Source organism: Streptomyces sp. NPDC088923, from assembly GCF_044749745.1.
GTDB lineage: Bacteria > Actinomycetota > Actinomycetes > Streptomycetales > Streptomycetaceae > Streptomyces.
In genome coordinates, this window is the sequence record NZ_JBIVIO010000001.1 from 1064083 (window position 1) to 1089959 (window position 25877).

Sequence of the window (25877 nt, forward strand, 5' to 3'; positions counted from 1 at the left end):
GGGGCCCGACAGCAGCGTGCCGGTTACCGTGCCGGCCTTGAACCCCTCCAGAACGGCCGAAACCTCCCTGGAGCGGTCCCGACCGCGCCGGGTGGTACGGGAAGCTCTGGCCGCGACGGTGGTCATGCGGCCCGGCGTCCAGCATCGTTGTCTCTGGTCGCGGCGCCACGCACAGGCGAACGGCCGGGTCGCCACCCCCCACAGGAGAGACCCGGCCGTCGCACGGCACGGGCCGTTGGAGGGCCCGTACTTCCTACAGCGCCATGGTCTCCCGAGACGTCACACCCGGACGGTCACGTGTCGGTAACGCTTCGTGGTGCGCGGGGCAGGGGCTGAAGGTCCGGCTCGGCCTGAAAGGGTGGAGTACTGGCCAAGTGACCGGTAGCGTGCTGATTCGCGCCGGACCGGACACGGGCCCGGTGGTGACGCGAGTGGGGGCAGGCTGAGGGGTGCTGGGGGACGACGCGGAGCTGACCGCCGCGGTACTCGCGGCTCAGCGGGGGGACGAGGCCGCTTTCCGTACGGTGTACCGCGAGGTGCAGCCGCGCCTGCTCGGCTACATCAGGACCCTCGTCGGCGAGGGCGAGGCCGAGGACGTCGCCTCCGAGTCCTGGCTCCAGATAGCGCGTGACCTGGGCCGTTTCGACGGGGACGCGGACCGGTTCCGGGGCTGGGCCGCGCGGATAGCGCGCAATCGCTCCCTCGACCACATCCGGATGCGGGGCCGCCGCCCCGCCGTCGGCGGCGACGAGTCCGAACTCACCGTGCGCCCGGGGGACTCCGACACGGCGGGCGAGGCCATCGAGGCCCTCGCGACCGGCGAGACCCTCGCCCTCATCGCACGCCTCCCGCAGGACCAGGCCGAGGCCGTCGTCCTCCGCGTCGTCGTGGGCCTCGACGCGAAGAGCGCCGCCGCGACCCTCGGCAAACGTCCGGGCGCGGTACGCACGGCGGCCCACCGGGGACTGAAGAAACTGGCCGAACTCCTGGGCGGCCGCGAGGCGGACGGGACACACGGCATGGGCGGGACGACCGGCGGCGGTAGCGGTATCGCCGACGCGGGCGAGGGCCCGGGGCCGGCCGGGTCCGTGGCCGGGAGCGGCCCCGACGGCCCGGCCGGGCCCGGGGGCACCGGAGGAGCGGGCGGCGCGAGCGGCCCCGGCGGGGCCGGGACGCCCGGCGGCGTACGCGGCGCGGGGGGACGGCTGCCCGGCGGCCCGCGCGGCACGACGGGCGCGGTGCGCGACAGCGTCACGGGCGGCACGGGGCGCCCGGCGGGCGAGGACGAGCGCGCGCACGAGCGCGGCGGGGCACGTACGTTTGGGGACGCGCTCTCGTCCGGGAACGCGCTCTCGCACGAGGGCGAGCGGGCCTCCGGCCGTCCGTACCCGGTGGCCACCGGCCCCTCGAACCCGGAGCCGAGCCCGAGCCCGAGCCCGAACCCCGCGCACCCCGCCTCCGCGCACCCCGCCTCCGCCCAGCCCGCGCGTCGTGCCGCCGTGCCCGCGCAGCGGCGGGGCGAGGGGCAGGGCGCGCGGCGGTCGGTGCCCGCCGGGGCGACGCCCTGCCCGGCCGCGGCGCGGAAGGAGGCGTGATGGCGGAGGAGTCCGGCGGACGCCGCCCGAACGCGGCGCCGCCCGGTGGCCGTCCCGCGCGCACCCCGCGCGCCCTCGCCCGTACGGCCCGGGCCGCGCTGCTCGCGGAGCGCCCGTACGAGACGCTCGACCCCCGCGCGCGGACCGAGGCCCGCCGCCTCGAAGCCGCGCTCGGCACTTTGACGCGCCCCGTGCGGCCGTCCGGCCCCCCGGAGCCGCCCGCCGAACTGCTCGCGGCGTTTCGCGCGGGCGCGGCTCGTGACACCCGCGGCGCGGAGATCCCCGCGAAGGCGCGGTTCGGGGCGCGGCGGGCGCGGCTGCTCGCCGCCGGGGTGCTGAGCCTCGGCATGGTCGGCGGGGTGGCCGTCGCGGGCGGCACCGGGGCGCTCACCCCCTTCCCGAGCCTCCCCGGTGCTCCGAGGACGGTCGACCCACCCGGCCACGGCACTCCCTCCGAGGAGCCCCGCACCCCCGCGGGCCCGGTCCCGGGCGCCACTTCGTTCCCCGACCCGGCAGACGAACTGCTCGCCCCCTCCGCCCCCCAGCGGCCCGAGGCGTCCCCCAGCCCCTCGCCGAGCGGCACGCCGCGCGGCTCCAGCACCTCCTCCGGCACCGCGAACGCCTGCCGCGCCCACCTGCGCGGGCACCCCGAGCGGGTGGTGGAGCGGCGGCTCGCGGCGCTCGCGGGCGGAACGGGGCGGATCGAGGCGTACTGCGCGTCGCTCCTGCGCGAGGGGACCCCCGTCCCGCTCCCCGAGCCGTCCGCCCCCGCGCTCCCCCCGCTCACCCTCCCGGACCTCCCGGGCCTCCCCACCACGTACCCGACCTACGGCTTCGAGGAGCCCTCGGGGAGCCCGGCCCCCTCGCTCTCCTCGCCCGCGGAGGGGGAGCCGGGCGGCAGCGGATCGCCGACGTGGGGCCCGCACGAGACCACGCCGGTTCCGCCCACGGACGGCCCGTCAGCTTCCCCCGACGCTCCCCAGTCCCCGGCCCCGCCCGAGACCCCGGCGCCTTCCGGACCGTCGCCCGCCGGGGACCTCCCGGTCCTCCCGGACCCCTCCTGAACCCGCCGCGCGGGGGCGGGTGCGAACGGGGTGTGACACTTTTCGCGCCCTCGGCGCAGAGATAAGTGAGCCGACTGGTCATCGGCTGTCGCACGAGCCGGGGTTCCCCCCGTACCACCGGCTCGTTGCCACCGGCGCGGGCGGGACACGTTCCCCCGGTCCCGTCCGCGCCTCGGCGGCATACTGAGCGGCCGTTCAGTACACGATCACCTTGTCCCCCGTACGCACCGTGTCGAAGAGCGCGGCGACCTTCGCCCTGTCCCGTACGTTGACGCAGCCGTGCGAGGCGCCCGCGTAGCCGCGCGCGGCGAAGTCGGGGGAGTAGTGCACGGCCTGGCCGCCGCTGAAGAAGAGCGCGTAGGGCATGGGCGTGTGGTAGAGCGTCGAGACGTGGTCGCGGGACTTCCAGTACACCTTGAAGGTGCCGTCACGGGTCGGCGTGTACGCGGAGCCGAAGCGGACGTCCATGACGGAGACGACGCGCCCGTCCACCATCCACGAGAGCGTGCGGCTCTTCTTGCTGACGCACAGTGCGCGCCCGCTGAGGCAGCGGGGATCGGGTCTGCCGGGCGGCAGCGTCGTCTCCGGATACAGCTCGGCCTTCGTCGGCGCGGGCCCCGCCGCCCGCAGCCGCGCCCACGTCGCGCCGTCGAGCACGCCGCTCGCCCCGAGCCCCAGGTCCCGCTGGAACGCGGCGAGCGCCCGCGCGGTGACGTCCCCGAAGTACCCCGTCGACCGCTGCCGGAAGAACCCGAGCGACCAGAGCCGGGCCTGGAGGGCACGCACGTCGGCGGTGCGCTGTCCCTTGCGGGGGAGGGCGGGGGCGGTGGTACGGGGCGGGGCGCTCGGGCGCGGGGCGCCGGTGCGGGGCGCGGGGCTCGTACGGGCGGGCGCGGGGTGCGTACGGACCGGGGCCGGGCTCGTGGCAGCGGGAGCCGGGCTCGTACGGGCCGGAGCGGGCGACCCGAGGCCGCCGGGCGCCTTCGCATCGCCGGAGACCCCGGCCCCGGCCACCCCCTCCACCCGGCACCCGGCGAGCACGAGCACGCCCAACACCCCCGCCGCGACTGCCGATCCGTGTCGCATCCGCATCCCCCTCGTTGTCCGGACCCCTTGTGGTTTCCCCGGACAGGACGGGACGAACCGTCCGTGAGAATGGGGGGATGTGCCGCCACCGAACGAAAGGGCCCGCTCCCGTGAGGAACGCCCCGCTGACGTTGAGCGAAGCTGCCGACCTGCTTGAGCGAGGGCTGCCCGGTCACCGTGTGGAGATTCTCCAGGGGAGGCTCACTGTGACACCGCCGCCGGACGGTTCGCACGCGCTGTCGTTGACCAAGATCGGCAGGGCGTTCGACCGCGCGGGACTGGAGGAAGCCGGACTCGAATACGTCCAGGGCCTCGGCCTCTGGCTCCCCACCCGTCCCGACGACTTCGCCATCCCGGACTTCTCGATCGTCGACGCCCACTTCCGCGATGCCCTCGTGCGGCGCAGCTGCTACGCACCCGAGGTCTTCCGGCTGGTCCTCGAAGTGACGTCGAGCAACTGGTCCGACGACCTGGGGCCGAAGGTCGAGAGCTACGCGGCAGCCGGGGTGCCGGTGTACGTCGTGGTGGACCGCAAGCACGACGAGGTGCTGCTGCACCGCGACCCCGAGGACGGGGTGTACACGCGGGTGGAGCACTTCAAGCGGGGCAGCTTCGTGCCGGTCCCGGAATCGGTCGGGGTGGCGCTCGACCTGCCGGTGGACACGCTGCTCGACGGCGACTGAGACGGCGGCCCCGGCGGGGCCGTCCCGCTGCCGGAAAGGGGGTGTTCGCGTGGGTACGCGCGTGCGACACTGCCGCCATGTTCGGCGTCATAGATCTCCCCACGTACCTCGCGGGCGTGGCCCTCATCGTTCTGCTGCCCGGCCCCAACTCGCTCTACGTGCTCTCCGTGGGGGCGCGGCGCGGGGTGCGGACCGGGTACAAGGCCGCCGCCGGGGTCTTCCTCGGGGACACGGTGCTCATGACGCTCTCGGCCGCGGGGGTCGCCTCCCTGCTCCAGGCGAACGAGATGCTGTTCTCGATCGTCAAGTACGCGGGTGCCGGTTACCTGACCTGGCTCGCGTACGGGATGATCCGCTCCGCGCTCGCGCTGTGGCGCACGCGCAGGGAGCGGGCCGCCGAGGCGGCGGGCGAGGAGGTGCCCGCCGGGCGCGAGCGCCCCTTCCGCAGGGCCTTCGTGATCAGTCTCTTCAACCCGAAGGCGATCCTCTTCTTCATCGCCTTCTTCGTGCAGTTCGTCGACCCGGCCTACGCCCACCCGGCGCTCTCCTTCGTCGTGCTCGGCTTCTTCGCCCAGCTCGCCAGCGCCCTCTACCTCAGCGTCCTCATCTTCACCGGCACCCGCCTCGCCGCCGCCTTCACCCGCCGCCGTCGCCTCCGCGCCACGGCCACCTCGGCCGCCGGAGCCCTCTTCCTGGGCTTCGCGGTGAAGCTCTCGCTGAGCGGGGTGTAGCCGGGACCGGGTGGGCTTCCCCGCTCAACCCGCCGCGCCCGTCGGGCCCTCCTCCTCTCGCACCGTCGCCCCCATGCGCCGCGCCGCGAGCAGGAGTTCGCCCGGGGACGCGGGGGGAAGAAGACGCACGCGGAGCGCTTCCGCGGCGGGGGTGGCGGGGGTGAGGACGAGGGCGCCGGTGTCCTTGCCCGTCCCCTCCGCGAAGGCCAGCTCGGTCCACGGACGCCGCCACAAGCGCGCGGAGCCGTGCCAGTACTCCACGGCGTGACTCGTCGTGCGCAGACAGCGGGTACGGCCGAAGAGCGAGGTGCTCCCGCCGTCCGGCCGGCGCACGTCGTACAGGCCGAGTTCGTGCTCCCCGGGCGAGAGGCCCGCGCGGCGGGCCTTGGCCACACGACGGGCGCGCACGGTCGCGAGGATGCCCGGCAGGGCGAGGACGAGCACGGCGGTGCCAAGGGCTCCGCGCCCCCACACCCCGAGAACGACGCTCGAAGTGAAAGTAGCGACGAAGTACCACAGCCAGTCCCGGCTTATTCCCGGCCGTTTCCCCCGCCGTTCGTCCCTCGCCATGTGCGCCCCCGTTCGCTTCCCCGCCGCGTACCCGCCGGCCCCCGCTTCACGCCGGGGGCGCCACCGGCTCCGCGTGCGCCACCGGCTCCGCGTGCGCCGCCGCGCCCAGATGCCGCACCAGCCACCGCACCGCGCCCTGCGGGTCCAGCCCCTCGCCCGTGCCCGCCCAGGCGACGTAGCCGTCCGGGCGGATGAGGTAGAGGCCGCGGCCGTAGGGGGCGTAGGCACTGACGGCATGGGTGCGGACGTGTTCGGGAAGGCCGGTGACGAGGGGGAGTGCCACCTCGTCGGGAGTGCGGCCCAAGCCCACCGCGAGGTAGGTCCAGTGCGGCCCCCGGTAGATGTCGAAGAGGCGCTCCACGCCGGAGGGGCCGTCCGGCGCCCGGTCCCCCGCGTGGAGTGGGGCGTCTTCGGGGAGGTTGTGCTCGCTCAGCGTCGAGAAGCGGTAGTTGAGGCCCAGTTGGCGGGTCTCCTTGCCCCTGCGGGTCTCGCCCCTGTGCACGCGGGTCGAGAGGTCGAGCATCCCGGCGGCGACCGCCCGGCGCTCCTCCTCGTAGGTGGTGAGCAGTGCCTCGGGCGCGCCCGCGAGCACCGCGCCGAGCTTCCAGCCGAGGTTGTAGGCGTCCTGGATGCTCGTGTTGAGGCCCTGGCCCCCGGCCGGTGAGTGGACGTGCGCCGCGTCCCCCGCGAGGAAGACGCGGCCCTCCTGGAAGCGGTCGGCGAGCGCGGCGCGCGCGGTGAAGGCCGAGGACCAGGCCACGGCGGTGACCTGTCCGGGCGCGAGGTGCGTGCGCGCGGCGATCGTCGCCCGTACGGCCTCCGGCCCCGTCTCGACGGTGGTCCCCTCGGGGAAGGCCGTCATGAACTGGAAGTCCTCCGTGCCCGCGAGCGGGCACAGCGCCGCGAAGGCGCCGGAGTCGTCCGCCCCCGGGAAGACGTGCCAGTGCGTCCGGGGCAGCGCGCCCTCCGCGAGCCGCACATCCGCGACGAGCATCGGCCTCGGGTCCACCGTCCCGCCCGTCATCCCGATCCCGAGCAGCCGCCGCACCGCGCCGCGCGCCCCGTCCGCGCCGACGACGTACCGGGCCCGTACGGTCCCCGCGCGCCCCGCGAAGCGCAGGCTCACGCCGTCGGCGTCCTGCTCCAGCCCCGTCAGCTCGTGCCCGTAGGAGACCTCGCCGCCCAGCTCCACGAGCCGCTCGCGAAGGAGCCGGGCCGTGCGCCACTGCGGCAGCATGAGCGAGCCGCCGTACGGCTCGCTCTCCGTGGCCTCCGTCTCCTCGACCATGCGGAACTCGTCCCCGGGCGTGCCGCCCATCCACCGCAGGTTGGGCGGGTAGGGGCCGCCCGCCGCCAGGAAGCGGCTCGCGAGGCCGAGGTCGTCGAGCACTTCGAGGGTGCGGGACTGGATGCCCTTGCCGCGCGAGCCCGCGAAGAGGTCCGTGCCGCGCTCGGCGAGCAGGACTCGCACGCCGCGCCGCGCGAGGTCCACGGCCAGGGTCAGCCCGGTGGGGCCCGCGCCGATCACGGCGACGTCGAGGACGGGGGAGGTGTCGTGGCTTGGCATGCTCGCTCCTTAACGATGTTAAGCGCTGGTGCCCGCAAGGATGCGCTTAACGGTGTTAAGGAGTCAAGCGTCGCAGCTCGCGGCCGTCTACATTGGGGGCGTGCCCAGCAAGAATCAGACGCCCCGGCTCGACCGGGCCCAAGTCGTGGACACCGCGCTGCGACTGCTCGACGAGGTCGGTCTCGACCGGCTCAGCCTGCGGCTCATCGCGGGTGAGCTGGAGGTGAAGGCGCCCGCGCTCTACTGGCACTTCCGCGACAAGCGCGAACTGCTCGACGAGATGGCCACGGAGATGTACCGCCGGATGACGGCGGCGGGCGACGAACCGCCCGGCTTCGCCGCCGACGACTGGCGCGGGCGGCTCACCGCGACCGCGCACGGGCTGCGCGCGGGCCTGCTCTCCTGGCGCGACGGGGCCCGCGTCTTCTCGGGCACGCGCTTCACGGGCGACGAGCACGGCCGCGGCATGGAGGCCCAGCTCGCGAACCTCACCGCGGCCGGCTTCACCTTCCCGCAGGCGGTGACGCTCGCCACGGCGCTCTTCACGTACGTCCTCGGCTTCGTCACCGAGGAGCAGGGCATGATCGCGTACGCCGACGACCCCCGCCCCGCACTCGACATGGCCGAGCGCGAACGCCGCCTCGCCGCGACCCCCCTCGCCGCCGAGGCGGGCCCCCTCGTCTTCGGCGACTACGACACACGCTTCACGGAGGGGATCGCGCTGCTCGTGGCGGGGGCGGGGGCGCGGTACGGGGTGGGGTGAGGCCGGCGCGTACGGGTACGGGGCGCGCCCCTCGCGTACGGGACCGGGCGCCGCCTCCGTCCCCCGTAATGACCTCAGCGCCCCGTCCGCGCCTCCGTCACCCCCCGCGCCACCGCCCGCCGCAGCTTCGGTGTCAACGGCCGTTCCACGAACCGGTGCAGGAGCCAGGCGAGGAGCAGCATCACGCCGATCGTCGCGGGGAACGTGACGGCGGCGGGGACGCCGAGCGAGACGTGCAGGGCGTGCACGACGACCCAGCCGAGGTGCTCGTGGACGAGGTAGAAGGGGTACGTGAGCGCCCCCGCGACCGTCAGCCAGCGCCAGTCGACGCGGTCGAGCCAGCCCACGGCGATCGCGGCGACGGCCGCGAAGCCCAGCGTCACGATCGCGATGATCACGACCGTCGAGCGGTACGAGAAGGCGTCGGGCCCGTCCGGGTGCCACAGGTCGCCGACCGCGTAGTGCTGGCCGAGGAGCAGCCCGAGCACCGCGAAACCCCAGCCGAGGACGTCGCGGCGGTCGCGGTGCACGAGGTAGAGGCCGACGCCGCCGACGAAGAACGGCGCGTAGCTCGGCATGAGGACCTGGTCGAGCAGCGCCGAGTCCGCCGCGTCGCCGAGCGCGGCCGCGAACGTCCACAGCGCGCAGAAGAGGACGACCCTGCGCCGCGTCGCGCCGGGCAGGACGACGCACACCGCGAAGAGCGCGTAGAAGCGGACCTCCGCCCACAGCGTCCAGCACACCCCGAGCACGCGGGGCGCGCCGAGCGGCATCTGGAGCAGCGTCAGGTTGAGGAGCGTGTCGCTCGGCGAGAGGGCGTGCCACAGCACCCACGGCAGCGCGAACACACCGCTCACGAGGAGGATCGCGACCCAGTACGCGGGCATGAGGCGCGCCACGCGCGAGGCGAAGAAGTCCGTGAGGCTCCGCCCCCAGCCGCTCATGCAGATCACGAACCCGCTGATGACGAAGAAGATCTGCACGCCGAGCGGGCCGTAGGCGAACCACTCGTGCAGGCGCGGGAACTGGGCGGCGGGCGAAGCGCCCCAGGCCCGCGTGATGTCGCCGCCCCGGCCGCCGTAGTGGTAGCACGCGACCATCAGCGCGGCGAGGAGCCGCAGGCCGTCGAGGGCGCGCAGGCGCGGACGCCGGGGCCGTACGGGCGCGGCCGCCACCGGCGCGGGCGGCGCTGTCTCGGTGGGGAGCGCGCGGTGGAGCGGGGCCACGCGGACGGGCTCGGCGGGTGCGGACATGCGCGCCTTCCTCGGGGCTGGGTGACGACCTTCGGGACGGGGTGACGACGAGGCCGCCGTTCCCTGTCGGGGGCCGCCGTTCCCGGTCGGGGGAGCTACGGCGGCCTTGGCAGCGTAGGGAGCGCGAGAGCGTCCCGTACGGTCCAGACGGCTCCGTTCGCCAGGTCTTCGGCGAGAGTTCACCGGCGACCCCCGTGCACGGCGATCGCCGAGGGAAGGGGATTCGCCACCCCTTCGCCCCCCGTTCACCTTCGCGTGGCGGCGCTTTACCCCGCGCGCCGAAGACTGCCGCACGCCCCCCGTCCGCGACCACGCGCCCCGAGGGGGGACGGACTTCGCGCCCGTGGCGCACCGCACGTCCGCACCACCGAACCGCCAGGAGAGCCATGCCGAGAAGCCGAGCCCTCAGCCCGCAGGAGGAGCCGGGTGCCGTCGAAGAGGCGCCGCCCGCCCTGGAGGAGTGCCTGCGGGCCTGTGCCACGCACAGCGGCAAGCTCGTCGCGGGCCTCGACCGGCGGCGCGGTGAACTCGCGGAGGCACTACGGGCCTTGCTCGCCCTGCACGCCTCGCGTGCCCTCCCCGCCGGAGCGCCGCGCGCCGAACGCGGCCCGGTCTCCGCGCTGTTGCGCCGCGCCCAGGCCACCGCCTCGGCCCAGGCCGCCGCCGGCCCCGGACCGCTCACGCTCGACAACCCGCTCCTGGACGCGCTCCTCGCCGTCGGCGGCAAGGCCCTCGACTGCGGGTACGAGGACGAGCGGGCCCTCGCGGACGTCGTCTCGCGCTGCCTGGTCGCCCTGCGCAAGGGCTCCCGCGCCGCCTGGCGGCTGCGCGGGCGCGTACTGGAGGCGCAGGGCGCGTACGCGGAGGCGGCCGACGCCTACGACGAGTACCTGTCCAGGACCGAGGAGGACGGCTTCGGGGTCCGGGCCCGCGTCGCGGGACTGCGGCTCGCGGCGCAGCGCGAGCGCGACCTCGCCGGGCTGCTCGCCACCGCCCGCCCGGGCGCCGGGGCGTTCCGCGCGGAGCCCCTCACGGAGACCTGGTTCGACGGCCTGGAGCATGTCGCGCGCGGTGAACTCGACGGCGCGCACGACCGGTTCGCCGGGGCGCTGCTCGGTCTCGCCGACCGGGGCGAGTGGCGCGAGTTCCAGGACGCCCTGGGCCGCACCCTCGACGTGAGCCTCCACGACCTCGACAGCCGCGTCACGGACCCGGGGCCCGACGCGCCTGTCTCCCGCGGCGCGGACGGCGATCCCCGCACCGCGCTCAACGCCCTCCTCGCCCACTACGCCGACCTCGCCCGCTCGCGGCAGCGCGGCCCCGTCGAGGAGCCCACCTTCGGCGGCGCGAAGTGGCTCTCGCTCGGCGAGTTCCGCAACAGGATCGCGGGCAGGTCGATCTGCCTCGTCGCCAACTCCGGCCGCTTGGGCACGGGTTCGCTCGGCGCGGAGATCGACGCCTACGACCTCGTGGTGCGCTTCAACTCGTACCGCATCGACCCGCGGGCGACCGGCGCGCGCACCGACATCCACGTCACGATCCACAAGCACGCCTTCAACTGGGACCAGCACGTCGACACCCGCCTCGTCTTCGGCGGCGACGTGGGCGCCTGGCGGTCCTCACTGCGCAACCGGCTCGTACCGGGGGCGCAGACGCACCTCGGTGACGACTCGCTGCGCTGGCCGCTGCGCGAGATCGGCAAGGTGGGCCCCGCGCAGTGGCCCGCGATCCCGACCACGGGCTTCAACACCCTCTTCCTCCTCGACTTCCTCGACGTGAACCCCGTCATCGACCTCATCGGCTTCGACTTCTACGAGAGCGGCGCCTACCGCACGAGTGAGGCCATGCGGATGCCGGTGACCTCGGTCCACGAGTACGCCGACGAGAAGACGTGGGTGCTCGACCGCGCGACGAAGGTGACCGAGCACCTGATCAGCCTGCGCTGAGCCCCCGTCGGCACCCGTAGACCCCGTACTCTCTCGCAGACTTGAGGACACCACCCCGCCATGTCCCGTACCACCGCCTCCGCCGCCCCGCCCGCCGTCCACACCCCCGCAGCGCCCGTGCGCGAGGCCGCGGGGGACGACGTACGCGACCTCACGGGCAAGCGCCGCGTCGCCTTCGCGAGCTTCGTCGACGAGAACTACCTCCCGGGCTTCCTCGCCCTGCTGCGCTCCCTCGCGCTGAGCAACCCGGAGGTCTGCGAGGACTTCCTCGTCCTCCACGACGGCCTGCGCCCCGCCTCCCTCGCGCGCATCCGCGCCCTGCACCCGCGCATCAGGCCGCGCCGCGTGGACGCCGCCCGCTACGACGCCTACGCCAAGGGCGACCAGAACAACTACCTCGTCCGCAAGGCGTACTTCCTCCTCGACGTCTTCCGCGTCCGCGACTACGACACGATCATCACGCTCGACACGGACATGGTCGTCCTCGGCGACCTCTCCGAACTCCTGCGCCTGCGCGAAGGACTCGCCGCCGTACCGCAGTTCTTCTACGGCACCCACAAGCTCAACAGCGGACTCCTCGTCATCCAGCGGGAGTTCCTCTCGGACGCCTTCTGCGAACGCGTCGACGAGACGGGCCTCGCGGGCACCTACGAACTCGACAAGCACGACCAGGGCATCCTGAACGCCGTGCTCGACGGGGACTTCGTGCGCCTGCCCGCGCGCTACAACTTCGTCAAGCGCCGCCTCTCCGGCGACAAGCCCGTCCCCGAGGACACCGCCGTGCTCCACTTCACCGGGCGCCACAAGCCCTGGCAGGGCGGCGAGAACGGCTACGCGGAGGCCGAGGCGCGCTGGCGCGAATTCCACCTCACCGAGCGGGAGTTCCAGGACGCGTACCTCGCCCTCCCGGGCGCGAAGCACCCCGACCTCCTCGTGCACCTCGGCACCCCGTACGTCCACCGCACCGGCGACGTCGACGCGGCCCGCAGGATCGCCGCCGCGCACATCGGTGCGGGGCACTTCGAGGAGGCCGTCGAGATCCTGCGCGCCGTCCGCGTCCCCGTCCACGACGCCTGGCCGCACGAGGTGCTCGGCCACGCCCTGCTCAGCGTCTCGCGCTACGCCGAGGCCACGAGCCACCTGCTCCTCGCGGCCACGTCACCGAACCGCGCCCCGACCGCGTACAGCCGCCTCGCGCAGATCGCCTGGATACACCACCGCGACGAGGAGGCCCACACGTACGCCGAGAAGGGCCTCTCCGTCGATCCCACGCACCGCGCCTCGCGCATCTGGCACCAGCGCACCCGCCACGCGGCCCCGGGCGCCTCGCTGCCGCACCAGCCCGAAGGCCCCGCGCACGAGCAACTCGCCCACGTCGCCTTCTACATGGAGGGGCAGGGCAACGCGGGCGACAAGGTGCTCCCCGAGTCGGTGCGCCTCGCCCTCGACCCCGACCCCTCCGCGCGCCGCTGGCACTCCCTGCACGCGCACCGCCTCTTCGACCGCGAGGCGCTCGCCGAGGTCAACCGGCGGCGCGGGCTCGTCATCGGCGGCGGCGGCCTCTTCATCCCGGACACCGCGCCGAACGGCAACAGCGGCTGGCAGTGGAACGTACCGCCCGAGCACCTGCGCGCGATCGACGTGCCCGTCCTCGTGCACGCGGTCGGCTTCAACGCCTTCGACGGCCAGTCCTACCGCCACCGCCGCTTCCACGAGAGCCTCAGGCTCCTCGTCGAGCAGTCCTCGTTCTTCGGCCTGCGCAACCATGGTTCGGTCGAGAAGGTACGGGCGCTGCTCCCGCCGCACCTGCGCGAGCGCGTGCGCTGGCAGCCCTGCCCGACGACGGTCACCCGCCACCTCGTGCCCGGCTGGACCGACCCCGTCGCGCGCGAGGACACGATCCTCCTCAACGCCGCCTACGACCGCGCGGGCCTGCGCTTCGGCCACGACTACCCGTACTTCCTCGACCAGATGGCGCGCGCCGTACGCGGCCTCGGCGCCCTCGCCCAGGTCAAGATCGCCGCGCACGCGCTCGACGACGAACGCCTCGGCCACGACCTGCGCCGCACGCACGGCATCTCGCTGCCGGTGCTGCCGATGTACGACTGGGACAACGACGAGATCCGCACGGCGTACGCGGAGACCCGCCTGGTCATCGGCATGCGCGGCCACGCCGGCATGATCCCCTTCGGCTGCGGCACCCCGATCCTCAGCCTCGTCTCGCACCCGAAGATGGCCTACTTCCTCGCCGACATCGACCGCCCCGAGTGGGGCATCAGCGTCCACGACCGCCACCTGGCCGACCACCTCACGGAGGCCGCCCGCACCCTCCTGTCCGACCACGCGGCGAGCGTGGCGGACGTGCACGAGCGGCAGCGGGCGCTGTGGGAGGTGACGCGGGGGAACGGGGCGGACATCAGGGCGGTGCTGGCCTGAGGGGGCGGAGGGGCCGGGGCCGGGGCGGCCCGCCGGAGGGGGCGTGCGGCGGGCCGCCCGGCGACAACCCCGCCCCCGCCCGGCGGCAACCCCGCCCCCGCCCGGCGACAACCCCGCCCCCGCCCGGACCGCCCCACCCCCTCCCCCCTACTTCCTCCGCCCCACCCGTGACCGTAGCGCCCGCGTCCGCCGTGCCACCTTCCGGACCGTCGCGTTGCGCGGCAGGAAGCCGAGTTGCTGGGGCATTCCGCCCGGAAGGCCCAGCGTCGTCAGGCGCTTGCGCTTCACGTAGCGGCGGGCCGTCTCCTCGCCGCACTCCGCCAGGTGGGCCTCCGCGCGCGCCCGCAGTCCCGGGTGGATCTTCGGCTGCATCGCGAAGCCGACGGCGACGAGGAGTTCCTGCGTCGCGGGGCTCGCCGCGAGGTCCTGGGCCGCGACCGCCTCGGCGTCTTCGAGGTCCGGGAGGAGGGCGTCCACGAGGGTCACGGGGACGCGGTTGCTGTTCTCGAACGGCGTCAGGCGCTCCAGGAGACGGCCCGTACCGGTCCGCGCGACCGGCAGCCCGTAGAGCGTCGCCGCCGTGAGCAGCGCCGTCGAGAAGCAGCCGACGACGAGCGCCGGCTTCAGCGCCGGATACAGCGTCTCGGCGAGCAACGGCACGTCGAGCACCAGGAGTTCGGCGCCCAGTCGCTCCGCTTCCGCCTCCATCAGGCGCGCCCAGCGGGCCGGCGCCGTCGGGTGCGGTTTGAAGACGAGACTCCGGTGGCCGAGCGCGACCGCGCCGCGCACCATGTCGGCGTGCAGCGTCTCCTCCTCCTCGGGGGTGAGGATGCCGAGCGCGGAAAGGTACTGGCCGAGGAGCAAGGCCGGTCGCGAGGACGGCAGTTCGGGCAGCTCGGGTGATTCCTCGGCCACCTCCGCGAGCACCCGCACGAACGCCTCCGCGTCCACGACCTCCCGCCGCACCCCGAACTCGCTGAGCAGCAACGGCTCCAGGCCCGGTACGAGGTCCAGGTGCAGCAGCCGCTCGATGCGGGTGCCGAGGAGCGGGTCGAGCTTGTTCCGGGTCGGCCCGTAACTCATGAGCCCGTCCGCGTACACGTCCACGCGCGCGCCGGTGAAGATCGTGGTGACGGCGAGCGCGGGCACGACCTGGATCGACTCGACGACGAACTCGACCTCCTCCTCGGCCCCGAGCCCCCACAGCAGGCGCAAGTACCGTTCCCACAGCGGCACATCGTCGGGCGCGGGGTCCCACGCGCCCGGGTGGAAGGGGGCGATGGCCTCGTTCCAGTGCCGTACCTCGTCGAAGCGGGTGCGAAGGCGCGAGAAGCCCGCGAGCGCGTCCGGGCCGGGCGTCGTCTCGGGGTTCGCCGCGTTGTTGCTGAGCAGCAGGATCGTTCGGTCCACGGGCGCGAACTGCCCCGCGTCGATCGCGGCGGCGAGCGTCGCCGTGCCGTACAGCGTGGAGGCGAGGAGGATACGGGTGCTCACGCGGCCACCCCCGCGGCGGGACGACGCCGCAGGCGGCGCAGCAGGGCCGCGCGTTCGACGTCCATCGAGGAGAGCGCGGCGGCGAGCACGTCCTGCGGCAGCCGCCGCAGCGCGGAGGCGCTCCGCGACTTCAACTCCCTGGCCACGGACGGCTGGAAGTATTCGATGCGCCCCAAGTGGTGGGCGATGATCGCGCAGTAGGTGCGTACGGCCTTCGGCAGCAGCGCGGCGGCCTCGGGGTCGGCGGAGGTCTCCGCCACGACCTGGTCGAAGGCGGGCAGGAAGTCGAGCTGGCGCATGTCACCGACCTGCGTCAGCGAACTCCCCACGCCCCGCCGGTAGAAGTAGCCAAGCGTGTTCACCGCCGCGCAACTCTCCGCCTCCCGGTGCAGCCGCCAGATCCACGGCCGGTCCTCGGCGGTGTGCAGCCCCTCGGGAAAATCGAGCAACCCCCGTTCGAGGAGCCGCCGGTGATACAACCCGGCCCAGGAGTACGGGTAGTCGACGGACGTGGACCGCTCGGCCGGAAGGATGAGCGCGCGCGGATCGAGCACGACCCCGCGCCGCCCGATCGGCGCCCGGTACACGGACCGCGCCCGCGCGGTGCACCGCACGTGGTCGACGCGCAGGAAGTCCACACCGAGCCGCTCGGCATCGGTGACGAGCCGTTCGAGATACCCGGGGGCGAGCCAGTCGTCCCCGTCGAGGAACGTCAGCCACTCCCCGCGCGCGGCGGCGAGCCCGCTGTTCCTGGCCGTCCCGATACTGCTGTTCACCTCGTGCCGCACCACTCTCGCGGGCGCCCCGAGCCCCCCGAGGGCATCCGCCACCACCTCCCCGGTCCCATCGTCGGAACAGTCGTCCACGAAGACGAACTCGTAGTCCGGCCGGGCATTGGCGCGCAGCGAACGCAGCGCCTCGGACACATAGGGCCGCACATTGTGGAACGGCACGATGACGGAGAGCTTGAGCACGGCCGCGACGCTAGGGCTAGCGACGAGCGGGGGCCTGAAGGGCGGGCGTACGGGAGGTGAAATCAGGGGGGCGGTGCGGTGGAGAGCCCCGGACACCCCCTGCTCAGGCCCGGGGCACCCCCCGAGCCCCGGGGCGGAGCCCCGAGAGGGTGCCGGCGGCGCCCCGTTGGGCCGCCCGGGTGACTCGCACCAGCCCCCTCTTTCATTCGCTCCTCGCTGTTCACCCCCCGTTGCCGTCACGTTCGGTGTCCCCTCGGAAACGGTTCCTAGCGTCCGGGGTGTGTCGATAAGCAAGTCGAAGTCCCTGCGCGTCGCGGTGCTCGCCGACTCGGACACGCGGTGGAAGTGGGGGGCCCTCACTGCGGCCCGCGTCGCCGGGTGCGAGGAGCCGGACGGGTTCCTGCTGCGCGGCCGCGCGACCCCCACCGCGCGGCAGCTCCGCGAGGTCGGGGTGCGCGCCGCCTCGCTGCGCGAAGTGACCGCGAACGGGTTCGTACGGGCCATGGGCGAGACGGAGTACGACGTCGTCGTGCTCGCCCTCGTCGGCGGCGGCGTGCAGGCCCTCGTGCACGGACTGCGGTACGCCTGGCAGGAGGCCGCCAAGCGGCCCGTCCTCGTCACCGGATACGTCGGAGTCGTCTACGAGAAGCTCGCGGACGGGCTCCTGCTGCGGCACGGCGCCGACGTCGTGCTCGCCAACTCGCGCGACGACGCCGAGCGCTTCCGGGCCGTGTACGAAGGGGTCGGCGCCGACAGCGCGAGCGTCGTCGAGTGCGCGCTCCCCTTCCTCCAGGGCGAGCCCGCCACGGGCAAGACCGAAGGCCCCGTCGTCTTCGCCGTACAGCCCTCCGTCCCGGAGCGCCGCGCCGACCGGCTCTACCTCCTGCGCCGCGCCGCCCAGCACGCCCGCCTCCACCCCGGCCGCGAGGTCCTCGTCAAGCTCCGCTCCCGCCCCGGCGAGCACACGACGCACATCGAGGAGCAGCCGTACCAGAAGCTCGCCCGCTCGATCGAGCTGCCGCCCAACTGCCGCCTCGAATACGGGCACATGGGCACCATCCTCGACACCGCGAGCCTCCTCGTCACGGTCAGCTCGACGGCCGCCCTGGAAGCCCTCCACCGGGGCGTGCCCACGGCGGTCCTCACCGACCTCGGCATCCGCGAAGCCCTCGGCAACCACGCCTTCCTCGGCTCCGGGTGCCTCACCTCCTGGGACGCGCTCGACGCCGGGCACCTCCCGAAGGCCGATCCCGCCTGGGCCGCGCGGCAGGGCGTCGCGAGCGACCGCCCGTACGAGAGCGCCTTCGACGCGGCCCGCGCCCGCATCGCCGCCCTCCTCGCGCGCCCCCAACTGCCGCCGCTCGCCCCGTACTACACACTCGCGACCGCGCCCGGCTACCTGCCCGGCATCCTCGCCCGCCACCACCTCGCCCCCGACGGCTCTCCCCTGCCGGGCGCGCCGAGCGACACGCGCCCGCCCGGGCCGCTCAAGCAGGTCGTGCGGCAGGCCGCGCGCGGCGCCTACCGGCACGGCGTCCAGCGCGTCGCGCCCGTCATCCGCCGCATGGGGGAGCTGTGACCACCGGAACCGCGACCACCACCAGCGAAGGCCCCGCAATGACCCCTCGTGTCCTCGCCGTCATCCCCGCCCGGGGAGGCTCCAAGGGCGTGCCCGCGAAGAACCTCGCACCCGTCGGCGGCGTCCCGCTCGTCGTCCGCGCCGTGCGCGAGTGCCTGGCCGCGCGGCACGTGACCGACGTGCACGTCTCGACCGACGACCCCGCGATCTCCCACGCGGCCCGCGAGGCCGGGGCCGCCGTCGTGCGCAGGCCCGCCGAGCTGTCGGGCGACCTCGCGAGCAGCGAGGCCGCGGTCCTGCACGCGCTCGACACGTACGAGGAGCGGCACGGCGCCGCGCCCGACGTCGTCCTCCTCGTCCAGTGCACGAGCCCCTTCCTCCTCGCCTCCGACATCGACGCGGTCGCGCAGGCCGTCGTGGACGGCGGCGCGGACTCCGCGCTCACCGCCGCGCCCTTCCACGGCTTCGTGTGGCGCGAGGACGACGAGGACGGCGCGCGCGGCGTCAACCATGACCGCCGCACCCGCCCGCGCCGCCAGGACCGCCCCGAGGACCTTGTCGAGACTGGCGCGGCCTACGCGATGGACGTCGCCGGGTTCCGTACCCACAGGCACCGCTTCTTCGGCCGTACCGCACTCGTACGGACCGACGCCGCACGGGTGTTGGAGATCGACGACCCGCACGAGCTGGAGCGCGCCCGCCTCCTCGCCCCGCACTTCGACGCGCACCGCCCCGGCGCGCTGCCGACCCGCGCGGACGTCGACGCCGTCGTGCTCGACTTCGACGGCACGCAGACCGACGACCGCGTCCACATCGACGCCGAGGGCCGCGAACTCGTCTCCGTGCACCGCGGCGACGGCCTCGGCATCGCCGCGCTGCGCCGCTCCGGGCTCGCCCTGCTCATCCTCTCCACCGAGCAGAACCCGGTCGTCGCCGCGCGCGCCCGCAAACTCCGCGTGCCCGTCCTGCACGGCATCGACCGCAAGGACCTCGCGCTCAAGCAGTGGTGCGAGGAGCAGGGCATCGCGCCCGAACGCGTCCTCTACGCGGGCAACGACGCCAACGACCTGGCCTGCTTCGGCCTCGTCGGCTGGCCCGTCGCCGTCGCGAACGCCCACGACGCCGTGAAGGGCGCCGCGCGCGCCGTCACGACCGTGCCCGGCGGCTCCGGGGCGATCCGCGAGGTGGCCGGCTGGCTCCTCGGCGGCGACCTCGGCACGCGGGGCGCCTCCGGGGGCCCGGCGGCACGGGACGCCCTTACGGACCAACTCACCCCGGAACCAACCGACTCCACCCGAACCCCCCACACCCACCAGCACTGACCCAAGGACCCGCAATGAGCAACGTCACCACCACCCCTCGCCTCCGCGCCTTCGGCTCCCGCGAGGTCGGCCCCGGGCGGCCCGTCTACGTCACCGGCGAGATCGGGATCAACCACAACGGCGAGCTGGACAACGCCCTCGCCCTCATCGACATCGCCGCCGACGCCGGTTGCGACGCCGTGAAGTTCCAGAAGCGCACGCCCGAGATCTGCACCCCCCGCGACCAGTGGGACATCGAGCGGGACACGCCGTGGGGCCGCATGACGTACATCGACTACCGGCACCGCGTCGAGTTCGGCGAGGACGAGTACCGCGCGATCGACGCGCACTGCCGCGAGCGCGGCATCGACTGGTTCGCGTCCCCGTGGGACACCGAGGCCGTCGCCTTCCTGGAGAAGTTCGACCTGCCCGCCCACAAGGTCGCCTCGGCCTCCCTCACGGACGACGAACTGCTGCGCGCGCTGCGCGCCACGGGCCGCTCCGTCATCCTCTCGACGGGCATGTCCACGCCGCGCCAGATCCGGCACGCGGTCGAGGTGCTCGGCAGCGACAACATCGTTCTCTGCCACGCCACCTCGACCTACCCGGCGAAGGCGGAGGAGCTGAACCTGCGGGTCATCCACACCCTCCAGGCCGAGTTCCCGAACGTCCCGATCGGCTACTCCGGCCACGAGACCGGGCTCCAGACGACGCTCGCCGCCGTCGCCCTCGGCGCGACCTTCGTCGAGCGGCACATCACCCTCGACCGCGCCATGTGGGGCTCGGACCAGGCCGCCTCGGTGGAACCGCAGGGCCTCGCGCGCCTCGTCCGCGACATCCGCACGATCGAGCACTCGCTCGGCGACGGCGTCAAGAAGGTGTACGAGTCGGAGCTCGGCCCGATGAAGAAGCTGCGCCGGGTCCCGGGCGTCGTCGCGGAAGCCGAGGAGGCGGTCCTGGCGGCGGACGAGGCGGCGGACGAGGCCGCGGCCTCGGCCCGCGTCTGAGCGCGGTCAGCCCGATGACGATCCCGGGGGCGGCGGGCCCGGACGCGGGCGGGCCCGCCCCCGCCGCCACCCCGGCGGCGGGCACCCCGCCCCCCGCCCCCGCCACGCTCGCCTTCGTGGAGAGCCCCGTCCAGCTCCTCAACGTCCTCGAATGGGCCCACGTCACCCCCGGCGCCGTCCCCGCCGACGTGCTGCTCGTCGTGCTCTCGCCCACGGACCCCATGTCGCGCGGCCAGTTGCGGCGCATGGCCGAGTTCGGGCGCGCGGCGGGGATGCGGCTGCGCTGGGAGGAGGCGCGCGGCGGCAAGGCGGCGCCCGTGCACACGGTGCGGGGGCTCGCGCCGCTGCTGCGGGGCGCGCGGCGGATCGTCATCGGCGACCCGTTCTCGCGGTACGTGCAACTGCTGCTGACGCTGGCCCGCGCGCGGGAGCTGGTCGTGGTGGACGACGGGACCGCGACGATGGAGTTCATCGCGCTGCTCGCGCGCGGCGAACCCCTCGTGCGCTGGCACCGGGGCGGTCGCGGCGGCCCCCGCGACCTCGCCTTCGCGCCCTTCGCGCGCACGGCACGGCGCAAGCTCACGCCGGGCCCGGGGCGCCGGGTCGCCCTGTTCACGTGCATGCCGGTCGAAGGCGTCCCCGAGGGCGTCACCGTCACGACGCACGACTTCGCCTGGACCCGTACGGCCTTCGGCCCCCCGGCGGTACGCGCGGGCGCCGACCTCGTCGGCACCTCGCTCGTCGAGACGGGCGTGGTTGCCGAGGACCACTACGTGGCGGCGGTCGACGCGCTCGTGCGCCACCACGGCGCCGTCCGCTACTTCGCGCACCGCAGGGAGAACACCACCAAGCTCCACCGCCTCGCCGTGGAGACGGGCCTCCAGATCGTCCGCCCCGACCTCCCCCTCGAACTCATCGCCCGCCGCGGCCCGATCGGCGCGACGATCCTCAGCTTCCCCTCCACGGTCGTCCACACCCTCCCCCTCGCCCTGACCGGCACGGGCGTCCGCGTCGCGGTCTGCGACATCGACCCCACCTGGCTCACCCCCCACGCCTCCCCCCGCGCCCCGAGCTTCCTGGCGGACGTGACGGGCACGGCGCGAGGGGTGCGGCGGATAGGGGTGGGGGGCGGGTGAGGGGGCGGGGCAGGACCCGGACGCCGTGAGTACGGCGCCGATGACCGGCGAAATAGGGCATGCTGGTGCCATGAGCAGGTATGCGGAGGCGCGGCTGTACGTGCTGCCGGAGTCGCTGGAGGAGCTGGAGGGCCCCACGGAAGGCGCCGTTCGGCTGCCGCGGCACATCGACTGGGGACCCGCGTACGAGTACGAGCTTGCGGAGGCGAGCGATCTCGCGGTGATGTACGAGCGGGTTCTGCGTGAGGCCCGCTCGCGGGAGGATCTGCGGGCGCATCTCGACGGCACTATGTTGCGGCGGCTGTGGGGCCGGCTTGTACTGCCTGCCCCGCTGAGGACGCTGTGGGAGCGCCGTTTCCCCGAACTGGCGGCTCAGCGATCGGCAGCGGCGTAGTGCACGATCTGCACCTGAGGCTGATCCGTCTGGGCCTGGAAGCACTGGGCGGCGACTTCGGGTTCGCGCTGGCCGGTGGGTACGCCGTTCAGGCCCATCGCATCGTTCAGCGGCTCAGCGACGATGTGGACCTGTTCGCTCCGTTCGAGCGTCGAGGAGAGATGCCCGCAGCCACGGAGCGGATCGTGGCCGTTCTGGGCGACAACGGATACGACGTGGAAATTCTCCAGCAGGCGGACACCTATGTCCGGCTCATGGTCTCGGACCCGGTGAGCGGGCAGGAGACCAAGATCGAACTGGTCGCGGAGTTCCTCAGACGCTCGCCCGTGGACTCCGAATGGGGACCGGTGCTGCATCGGGACGATGTGGCGGCGGGCAAGATGGAAGCCCTGTTCTCCCGGGCTGAGGCGCGTGACTTCATCGATGTCGACGCCCTCATTCGGGCCGGGTACTCCCGGGAGGAGCTGATCGGACTCGCGGCCCAGCGGGATGCGGGTTTCGACAGAGCCGTCCTGGCCCAGATGCTGGCTGGTGTCGCCCGATTCAGTGACCGGCAGTTCCTGGTGTACGGCGTGGACCAGAACCGCGTCGACGGCATCCGCGCACAGTTCGAAGACTGGCGGCGACAGCTCTGAGGCCGGGGCGGACGGCGCGTGAGCGACGAGCCCCGAACAACGCTGCACGGCACACCGCCGCGGAGCGCCCGCGCGGCGAAATCCCGTTGCCGCGGTACGGGGCCGGGGCCGACGATCGGCGCATGCCCCCCGCTCCCACGCCCTCGGACGGCCGCGCCGGTATCGATGCCGCGCTCGTCCGCCGCCTGCTCGCCGCGCAGTTCCCGCAGTGGGCCGGTCTGCCGCTCGCGCCCGTTCCGGTGGAGGGCTGGGACAACCGGACGTACCGGCTCGGCGACGCGCTCACCGTGCGGCTGCCCACCGGGCCCGGCTACGTGCCCGCCGTCGCCAAGGAGAACACCTGGCTGCCCCGCCTCGCCCCGCACCTGCCGCTGCCCGTACCGCAGGTGCTCGGGCAGGGGGAGCCGGGCGAGGGGTACCCGTATCCGTGGTCGGTACGGCGCTGGCTCGACGGCGAGACGCTGCTCGGCGCGGAGCCCCGTTCCCGTACCGCCCTGGCCCGTGAACTCGCCCTCTTCGCCCGCGCGTTGTGGGCGGCACCGGTCGACGGGCCCGCCGCCGGGGAGCACAGCTGGTACCGGGGCGCCTCACCCGCGCACTACGACGAGGAGACCCGCGCCTGCCTCGCGGCGCTCGGAGGCGTCGTGGACACCCGCGCCGCGGCCGAGGTCTGGGACGCCGCGCTCGCCGCGCCCTTCACGGGTCGCCCCGGCTGGTTCCACGGTGACCTGGCCCCCGGCAACCTCCTCCTGCGCGAGGGCGAACTCGCCGCCGTCATCGACTTCGGCACCTCGGGCGTCGGCGACCCGGCCTGCGACCTCGTCCCCGCCTGGAACATGTTCGAGGGCCCGGCCCGCGCAGCCTTCCGCGAGACGGCGGCGATGGACGAGGACACGTGGGCACGAGCGCGCGGCTGGGCCCTGTGGAAGGCGCTCCTCGTCCTGACGGAGCGCCCACGGGAAGGCGACCCCGTACGGCGGGACTGCTCGCGGATCGTACGGGCGGTGCTCGACGACCACGCGGCACGAGGCTGACCCAGGGCGCCGGCACCACGTGGGCGGGGCCGCCCCGCCCGTCACCCCGTGCGGGAAGCCGCGCCCAGCGCCGCCACGTCCAGTCCGCCGCCCGCGCCCCCGTCCGCCGCCGCGTACCGCGCGAGCAGGCCGGCCGCCGCCTGCGCGACCGGCAGACCGGGCGTCTGCGAGGCGACGAGCCGTAGGTCCTTGGCGAGCGCCGCGACCGTGAAGTCGGCGTGCCCGTACTCCTCTCGCGCCAGACGCTCGCCCTTGGCCACGACGAAGGGGGCGAGGTGGCCGGCGGCGAGGGTGGCGATGACGTCCGCACGGGGCACGCCCAGCGCGGCGCCGTACGCGAGCGCCTCGCGCAGCCCGGCGGCCGCCAGGCCGAGACCGAGGTTGGCGACGAGCTTCAGTGCTGTCGCGCTCCCGACGGGTCCCGTACGGCGCAGCTCACCCGTACGCGACCACACCCGCAGGACCCGCCCCGCCTCCGCCACGTCTGCGGGCGCCCCGCCCGCCAGGATGCGCAGCCCGCCCTCCCGTACCTTCGGCACCGAACCGATCAACGGCGCCTCCACGTACCGCAGTCCGCCCGCCTCCGCCTCGTCCGCCAGCGCGCGGGACTCACCGGGAGCCACGGTCGCGCAGTTGACGACGAGCGTGCCGGGCGTGGCTCCTTCGCGCACCTGGGCGAGTACGTCGTGCGAGGCCGCCGCGTCGAAGAGCACCAGGACCACGATCCGCGCTCCGCGCGCCGCTTCGGCCGGGCTCGCCACCGCCCCGGGACGCGGGGTCCTGTTCCACATGACCGGGGCCGTGCCCGCCCTCGCCAGCGCCTCGGCGAGCGCCGTGCCCATCCGCCCGAGCCCGCACACCGCCACCTCGGCCGCGCTCATGCCCGCGCCGCCTCGTCCTCGGGGACGACGGCGAGGGCCTCCACCTCGAGGAGGAGATCGGGGCGGAAGAGCGCGGCGACCTGCACCGCCGTGCTCGCCGGGGGCTCCGTGCCGCCGAGGAAGGCGTCACGGGCCTTGCGGACGGCGGGCAGGTCGCCGATGTCCGTGACGAAGTAGGTCAGTTTGACGAGGTCGGCGGGGCGGGCGCCCTCGGCGGCGAGACACCGCCCGATGTTGCGGAAGACCTGACGCGCCTGCGCCGAGGCGTCACCCGCCCCGACGAGACCCCCGTACTCGTCGAGAGCGATCTGTCCCGCGACCGCCACCAGCCGCCCCCGCGCCGAGACGACCTGCCGGTACCCGGCCCCCGGCGCGACCCCGGCGGGGCCGCGCGAGTGCCCGTGCGCCGCCGCCGTCCCGGGCGCGCGGGAATCCCTGTGTGTGCTCGTGCTGCTGTGCATGCCCCAGATCCTGCGCGCCCCGGGGCACTTCCACCAGCGCATGTCCCGCAGGGCAGCCATGCGCGAAACGCAAGGCCTGCCGCCACGTCCTAGGGTCCGTCCGGCGTCGCGCGGCAGACGGGGATTGCCGGACAGACCCTAGGCTCGCCCGCATGGACCCGCTCGCCGGTATGGACCTCACCGCGCTCCGCTCCTTCAGGGAGGTGCACAGGCGTGGGGCGATCGGGCTCGCCGCCGCGGCGCTCGGCTACACGCAGTCCGCCGTCTCGCGACAGCTCTCCGCCCTGGAGGCCCGCCTCGGCGTGACCCTCCTGGAGCGGCACGCGCGCGGTGTCCGGCTCACCCCCGCGGGGCACGCGCTGCTTCCGCACGCTGTCGCGCTCCTCGCCCGCGCCGAGCGCGCCGCGCGCGAGGTCGCCGCGCTCGCCGGGCGCGACATGCCGCCGCTGCGGGCCGGGGCCGTGCCCAGCGTGTCGGCCGCGCTGCTGCCCGCCGCTTTCACCCGGTACCGGGAAGCGCGCCCCGGCGCGCGCGCCGTCTTCGCGGAGGACACGACCCCGCACCTGCTGCCGCGCGTCCACGACGGGGAACTCGATCTCGCCGTCGTCACCGACTACCCGCCGGGGCTGCCCGCCCACTCGGGGCTCACCGTCACGCACCTCTTCGACGAGCCCCTGTGGTGCCTGCTCCCCACGGGCCACCCGCTCGCCGCACACGCCGTCGCCGACCTCGCGGCACTCGCGGACGAGCCGTGGGTCGAGGACTACGAGGGCGCGGCCTCCCTCCTCACGGCGGCGGCGGCGCGGGCCGGGTTCACGCCGCGCGCGGGCGTCGAGTGCGGCGGCTGGCTCGGCAAGCAGGGCTTCGTCGCCACCGGGCACGGCGTCGCGCTCGTCCCGCGCTCCCTCGTCCCGGCGCTGCGCCCCGGACTCGTCGCGCGCCCGCTCACCGACCCGCCCGTGCGCGCCGTCCACGGGGCGGTGCGGGCGGGGGAGCGGGGCACGGCGGTACGGGCATTCCTCGACGCCGTGCGGGAGGCGGGGCGCGGGGGCGGCCCGGCGGGCGGCGGCGGTGGGAGCGGAACCGGCGAGGCGGGCGAACCCGGCGGGTCCCCTGCTCCCCGCGCGGCGGGGAACGCGGACGTTCCGGCCGATCCGAACACGCGAGCGTAAACACGAGTAAAGGCGAGGCATACCCATCGGGGGCGTCCACTATGCGGGACCGGACGAATTTTCTTACGTCAATCCCGGTGAACTTTCGCGTTTGACCGGATAGTTGCCCCCTGCA

The 25877-nt window shown here is 74.5% G+C and carries 23 protein-coding genes; 15 read left to right on the forward strand and 8 right to left on the reverse strand.

Annotation, left to right across the window (positions count from 1 at the left end):
• Positions 1-449 precede the first annotated feature (449 nt).
• Complete coding sequence (locus ACIP4O_RS05040; RefSeq protein ID WP_401571589.1) at positions 450-1595, forward strand: RNA polymerase sigma factor; 1146 nt, start codon at positions 450-452, stop codon at positions 1593-1595.
• Positions 1595-2659, forward strand: a complete 1065-nt coding sequence (locus ACIP4O_RS05045) for a hypothetical protein (RefSeq protein ID WP_401571591.1) — start codon at positions 1595-1597, stop codon at positions 2657-2659. The genes ACIP4O_RS05040 and ACIP4O_RS05045 overlap by 1 nt, the downstream gene beginning before the upstream one ends.
• Before the next feature lie 195 nt (positions 2660-2854).
• Here ACIP4O_RS05045 and ACIP4O_RS05050 read toward each other — a convergent pair whose 3' ends face one another.
• Positions 2855-3745 carry a L,D-transpeptidase family protein gene (locus ACIP4O_RS05050; protein ID WP_401571594.1) on the reverse strand — a complete coding sequence of 297 codons (891 nt, stop codon included), beginning with the start codon at positions 3743-3745 and terminating at the stop codon, positions 2855-2857.
• A gap of 77 nt (positions 3746-3822) precedes the next feature.
• Here ACIP4O_RS05050 and ACIP4O_RS05055 point away from each other — a divergent pair, with 77 nt between their 5' ends.
• Together ACIP4O_RS05055 and leuE are read left to right on the forward strand one after the other, a co-directional pair.
• Entirely contained in the window at positions 3823-4428 is a 606-nt protein-coding gene (locus tag ACIP4O_RS05055) for a Uma2 family endonuclease (RefSeq protein WP_401571597.1), read from the forward strand.
• Positions 4429-4505: 77 nt separating this feature from the next.
• Positions 4506-5159 carry a leucine efflux protein LeuE gene (gene leuE, locus ACIP4O_RS05060; protein ID WP_401571599.1) on the forward strand — a complete coding sequence of 218 codons (654 nt, stop codon included), beginning with the start codon at positions 4506-4508 and terminating at the stop codon, positions 5157-5159.
• Between the two features lie 24 nt (positions 5160-5183).
• On the opposite strand, the gene ACIP4O_RS05065 is transcribed toward leuE, so the two are convergent.
• Both ACIP4O_RS05065 and ACIP4O_RS05070 read right to left on the reverse strand, forming a co-directional pair.
• Positions 5184-5729, reverse strand: a complete 546-nt coding sequence (locus ACIP4O_RS05065) for a hypothetical protein (protein WP_401571602.1) — start codon at positions 5727-5729, stop codon at positions 5184-5186.
• A 46-nt stretch (positions 5730-5775) separates the two neighbouring features.
• The gene (locus ACIP4O_RS05070; RefSeq protein WP_401571605.1) at positions 5776-7296 is read right to left on the reverse strand and encodes an FAD-dependent oxidoreductase; all 1521 of its coding nucleotides are present in this window, start codon (positions 7294-7296) and stop codon (positions 5776-5778) included.
• Positions 7297-7396: 100 nt separating this feature from the next.
• On the opposite strand from ACIP4O_RS05070, the gene ACIP4O_RS05075 reads away from it, so the two are divergent.
• The gene (locus ACIP4O_RS05075) at positions 7397-8059 is read left to right on the forward strand and encodes a TetR/AcrR family transcriptional regulator C-terminal domain-containing protein (protein WP_401571608.1); all 663 of its coding nucleotides are present in this window, start codon (positions 7397-7399) and stop codon (positions 8057-8059) included.
• A gap of 74 nt (positions 8060-8133) precedes the next feature.
• Here the strand turns inward: ACIP4O_RS05075 and ACIP4O_RS05080 are convergent, their stop codons facing one another.
• Complete coding sequence (locus ACIP4O_RS05080) at positions 8134-9312, reverse strand: acyltransferase family protein (protein WP_401571611.1); 1179 nt, start codon at positions 9310-9312, stop codon at positions 8134-8136.
• Between the two features lie 386 nt (positions 9313-9698).
• Here ACIP4O_RS05080 and ACIP4O_RS05085 point away from each other — a divergent pair, with 386 nt between their 5' ends.
• The gene (locus ACIP4O_RS05085) at positions 9699-11258 is read left to right on the forward strand and encodes a hypothetical protein (RefSeq protein WP_401571614.1); all 1560 of its coding nucleotides are present in this window, start codon (positions 9699-9701) and stop codon (positions 11256-11258) included.
• A 60-nt stretch (positions 11259-11318) separates the two neighbouring features.
• On the forward strand, positions 11319-13694 hold the full coding sequence (locus ACIP4O_RS05090) for a glycosyltransferase (protein WP_401571616.1): 2376 nt from the start codon (positions 11319-11321) through the stop codon (positions 13692-13694).
• Positions 13695-13841: 147 nt separating this feature from the next.
• Here ACIP4O_RS05090 and ACIP4O_RS05095 read toward each other — a convergent pair whose 3' ends face one another.
• Complete coding sequence (locus ACIP4O_RS05095) at positions 13842-15188, reverse strand: polysialyltransferase family glycosyltransferase (protein WP_401571617.1); 1347 nt, start codon at positions 15186-15188, stop codon at positions 13842-13844.
• A complete protein-coding gene (locus ACIP4O_RS05100) occupies positions 15185-16162 on the reverse strand; it encodes a glycosyltransferase family 2 protein (protein ID WP_401571620.1) in 978 nt (325 codons plus the stop codon). The genes ACIP4O_RS05095 and ACIP4O_RS05100 overlap by 4 nt, the downstream gene beginning before the upstream one ends.
• A 280-nt stretch (positions 16163-16442) precedes the next feature.
• Here ACIP4O_RS05100 and ACIP4O_RS05105 point away from each other — a divergent pair, with 280 nt between their 5' ends.
• The 7 genes from ACIP4O_RS05105 (at position 16443) to ACIP4O_RS05135 (ending at position 23248) form a co-directional block, all read left to right on the forward strand.
• Complete coding sequence (locus ACIP4O_RS05105) at positions 16443-17741, forward strand: DUF6716 putative glycosyltransferase (RefSeq protein WP_401571623.1); 1299 nt, start codon at positions 16443-16445, stop codon at positions 17739-17741.
• Positions 17742-17779: 38 nt separating this feature from the next.
• Positions 17780-19063, forward strand: a complete 1284-nt coding sequence (locus tag ACIP4O_RS05110) for a cytidylyltransferase domain-containing protein (RefSeq protein WP_401571626.1) — start codon at positions 17780-17782, stop codon at positions 19061-19063.
• A 14-nt stretch (positions 19064-19077) separates the two neighbouring features.
• Entirely contained in the window at positions 19078-20049 is a 972-nt protein-coding gene (locus tag ACIP4O_RS05115; RefSeq protein ID WP_401571628.1) for an N-acetylneuraminate synthase family protein, read from the forward strand.
• A 14-nt stretch (positions 20050-20063) separates the two neighbouring features.
• Positions 20064-21185: a hypothetical protein gene (locus ACIP4O_RS05120; protein WP_401571631.1), complete on the forward strand. Its 1122-nt coding sequence runs from the start codon at positions 20064-20066 to the stop codon at positions 21183-21185.
• Positions 21186-21255: 70 nt separating this feature from the next.
• Positions 21256-21579, forward strand: coding sequence for a hypothetical protein (locus ACIP4O_RS05125; protein WP_203606180.1), 324 nt, complete (start codon positions 21256-21258; stop codon positions 21577-21579).
• Positions 21579-22214, forward strand: coding sequence for a nucleotidyl transferase AbiEii/AbiGii toxin family protein (locus tag ACIP4O_RS05130; RefSeq protein ID WP_164281926.1), 636 nt, complete (start codon positions 21579-21581; stop codon positions 22212-22214). Before ACIP4O_RS05125 ends, ACIP4O_RS05130 begins: the two co-directional genes overlap by 1 nt.
• Before the next feature lie 122 nt (positions 22215-22336).
• Complete coding sequence (locus tag ACIP4O_RS05135; protein ID WP_401571635.1) at positions 22337-23248, forward strand: aminoglycoside phosphotransferase family protein; 912 nt, start codon at positions 22337-22339, stop codon at positions 23246-23248.
• Between the two features lie 41 nt (positions 23249-23289).
• On the opposite strand, the gene ACIP4O_RS05140 is transcribed toward ACIP4O_RS05135, so the two are convergent.
• Positions 23290-24129 carry an NAD(P)-dependent oxidoreductase gene (locus ACIP4O_RS05140; RefSeq protein ID WP_401571638.1) on the reverse strand — a complete coding sequence of 280 codons (840 nt, stop codon included), beginning with the start codon at positions 24127-24129 and terminating at the stop codon, positions 23290-23292.
• Positions 24126-24650 (reverse strand): RidA family protein, encoded by a 525-nt coding sequence (locus ACIP4O_RS05145; protein ID WP_401571641.1) that lies wholly within the window; start codon positions 24648-24650, stop codon positions 24126-24128. Before ACIP4O_RS05145 ends, ACIP4O_RS05140 begins: the two co-directional genes overlap by 4 nt.
• 92 nt (positions 24651-24742) lie before the next feature.
• Between ACIP4O_RS05145 and ACIP4O_RS05150 the strand changes: the two genes are divergently transcribed.
• Positions 24743-25762 carry a LysR family transcriptional regulator gene (locus ACIP4O_RS05150; protein ID WP_401571643.1) on the forward strand — a complete coding sequence of 340 codons (1020 nt, stop codon included), beginning with the start codon at positions 24743-24745 and terminating at the stop codon, positions 25760-25762.
• Positions 25763-25877: the final 115 nt, after the last annotated feature.

Bases quoted from the DNA above. Each gene is read 5' to 3' on its own strand.
- ACIP4O_RS05140 (WP_401571638.1), bottom strand. From the start codon at position 24,129: ATGAGCGCGGCCGAGGTGGCGGTGTGCGGGCTCGGGCGGATGGGCACG.
- ACIP4O_RS05065 (WP_401571602.1), bottom strand. From the start codon at position 5,729: ATGGCGAGGGACGAACGGCGGGGGAAACGGCCGGGAATAAGCCGGGAC.
- ACIP4O_RS05085 (WP_401571614.1), top strand. From the start codon at position 9,699: ATGCCGAGAAGCCGAGCCCTCAGCCCGCAGGAGGAGCCGGGTGCCGTC.
- ACIP4O_RS05135 (WP_401571635.1), top strand. From the start codon at position 22,337: ATGCCCCCCGCTCCCACGCCCTCGGACGGCCGCGCCGGTATCGATGCC.
- ACIP4O_RS05090 (WP_401571616.1), top strand. From the start codon at position 11,319: ATGTCCCGTACCACCGCCTCCGCCGCCCCGCCCGCCGTCCACACCCCC.
- ACIP4O_RS05115 (WP_401571628.1), top strand. From the start codon at position 19,078: ATGAGCAACGTCACCACCACCCCTCGCCTCCGCGCCTTCGGCTCCCGC.
- ACIP4O_RS05045 (WP_401571591.1), top strand. From the start codon at position 1,595: ATGGCGGAGGAGTCCGGCGGACGCCGCCCGAACGCGGCGCCGCCCGGT.
- ACIP4O_RS05150 (WP_401571643.1), top strand. From the start codon at position 24,743: ATGGACCCGCTCGCCGGTATGGACCTCACCGCGCTCCGCTCCTTCAGG.
- ACIP4O_RS05070 (WP_401571605.1), bottom strand. From the start codon at position 7,296: ATGCCAAGCCACGACACCTCCCCCGTCCTCGACGTCGCCGTGATCGGC.
- ACIP4O_RS05120 (WP_401571631.1), top strand. From the start codon at position 20,064: ATGACGATCCCGGGGGCGGCGGGCCCGGACGCGGGCGGGCCCGCCCCC.
- ACIP4O_RS05145 (WP_401571641.1), bottom strand. From the start codon at position 24,650: ATGGCTGCCCTGCGGGACATGCGCTGGTGGAAGTGCCCCGGGGCGCGC.
- ACIP4O_RS05055 (WP_401571597.1), top strand. From the start codon at position 3,823: ATGTGCCGCCACCGAACGAAAGGGCCCGCTCCCGTGAGGAACGCCCCG.
- ACIP4O_RS05110 (WP_401571626.1), top strand. From the start codon at position 17,780: ATGACCCCTCGTGTCCTCGCCGTCATCCCCGCCCGGGGAGGCTCCAAG.
- ACIP4O_RS05050 (WP_401571594.1), bottom strand. From the start codon at position 3,745: ATGCGACACGGATCGGCAGTCGCGGCGGGGGTGTTGGGCGTGCTCGTG.
- leuE (WP_401571599.1), top strand. From the start codon at position 4,506: ATGTTCGGCGTCATAGATCTCCCCACGTACCTCGCGGGCGTGGCCCTC.
- ACIP4O_RS05080 (WP_401571611.1), bottom strand. From the start codon at position 9,312: ATGTCCGCACCCGCCGAGCCCGTCCGCGTGGCCCCGCTCCACCGCGCG.
- ACIP4O_RS05125 (WP_203606180.1), top strand. From the start codon at position 21,256: ATGAGCAGGTATGCGGAGGCGCGGCTGTACGTGCTGCCGGAGTCGCTG.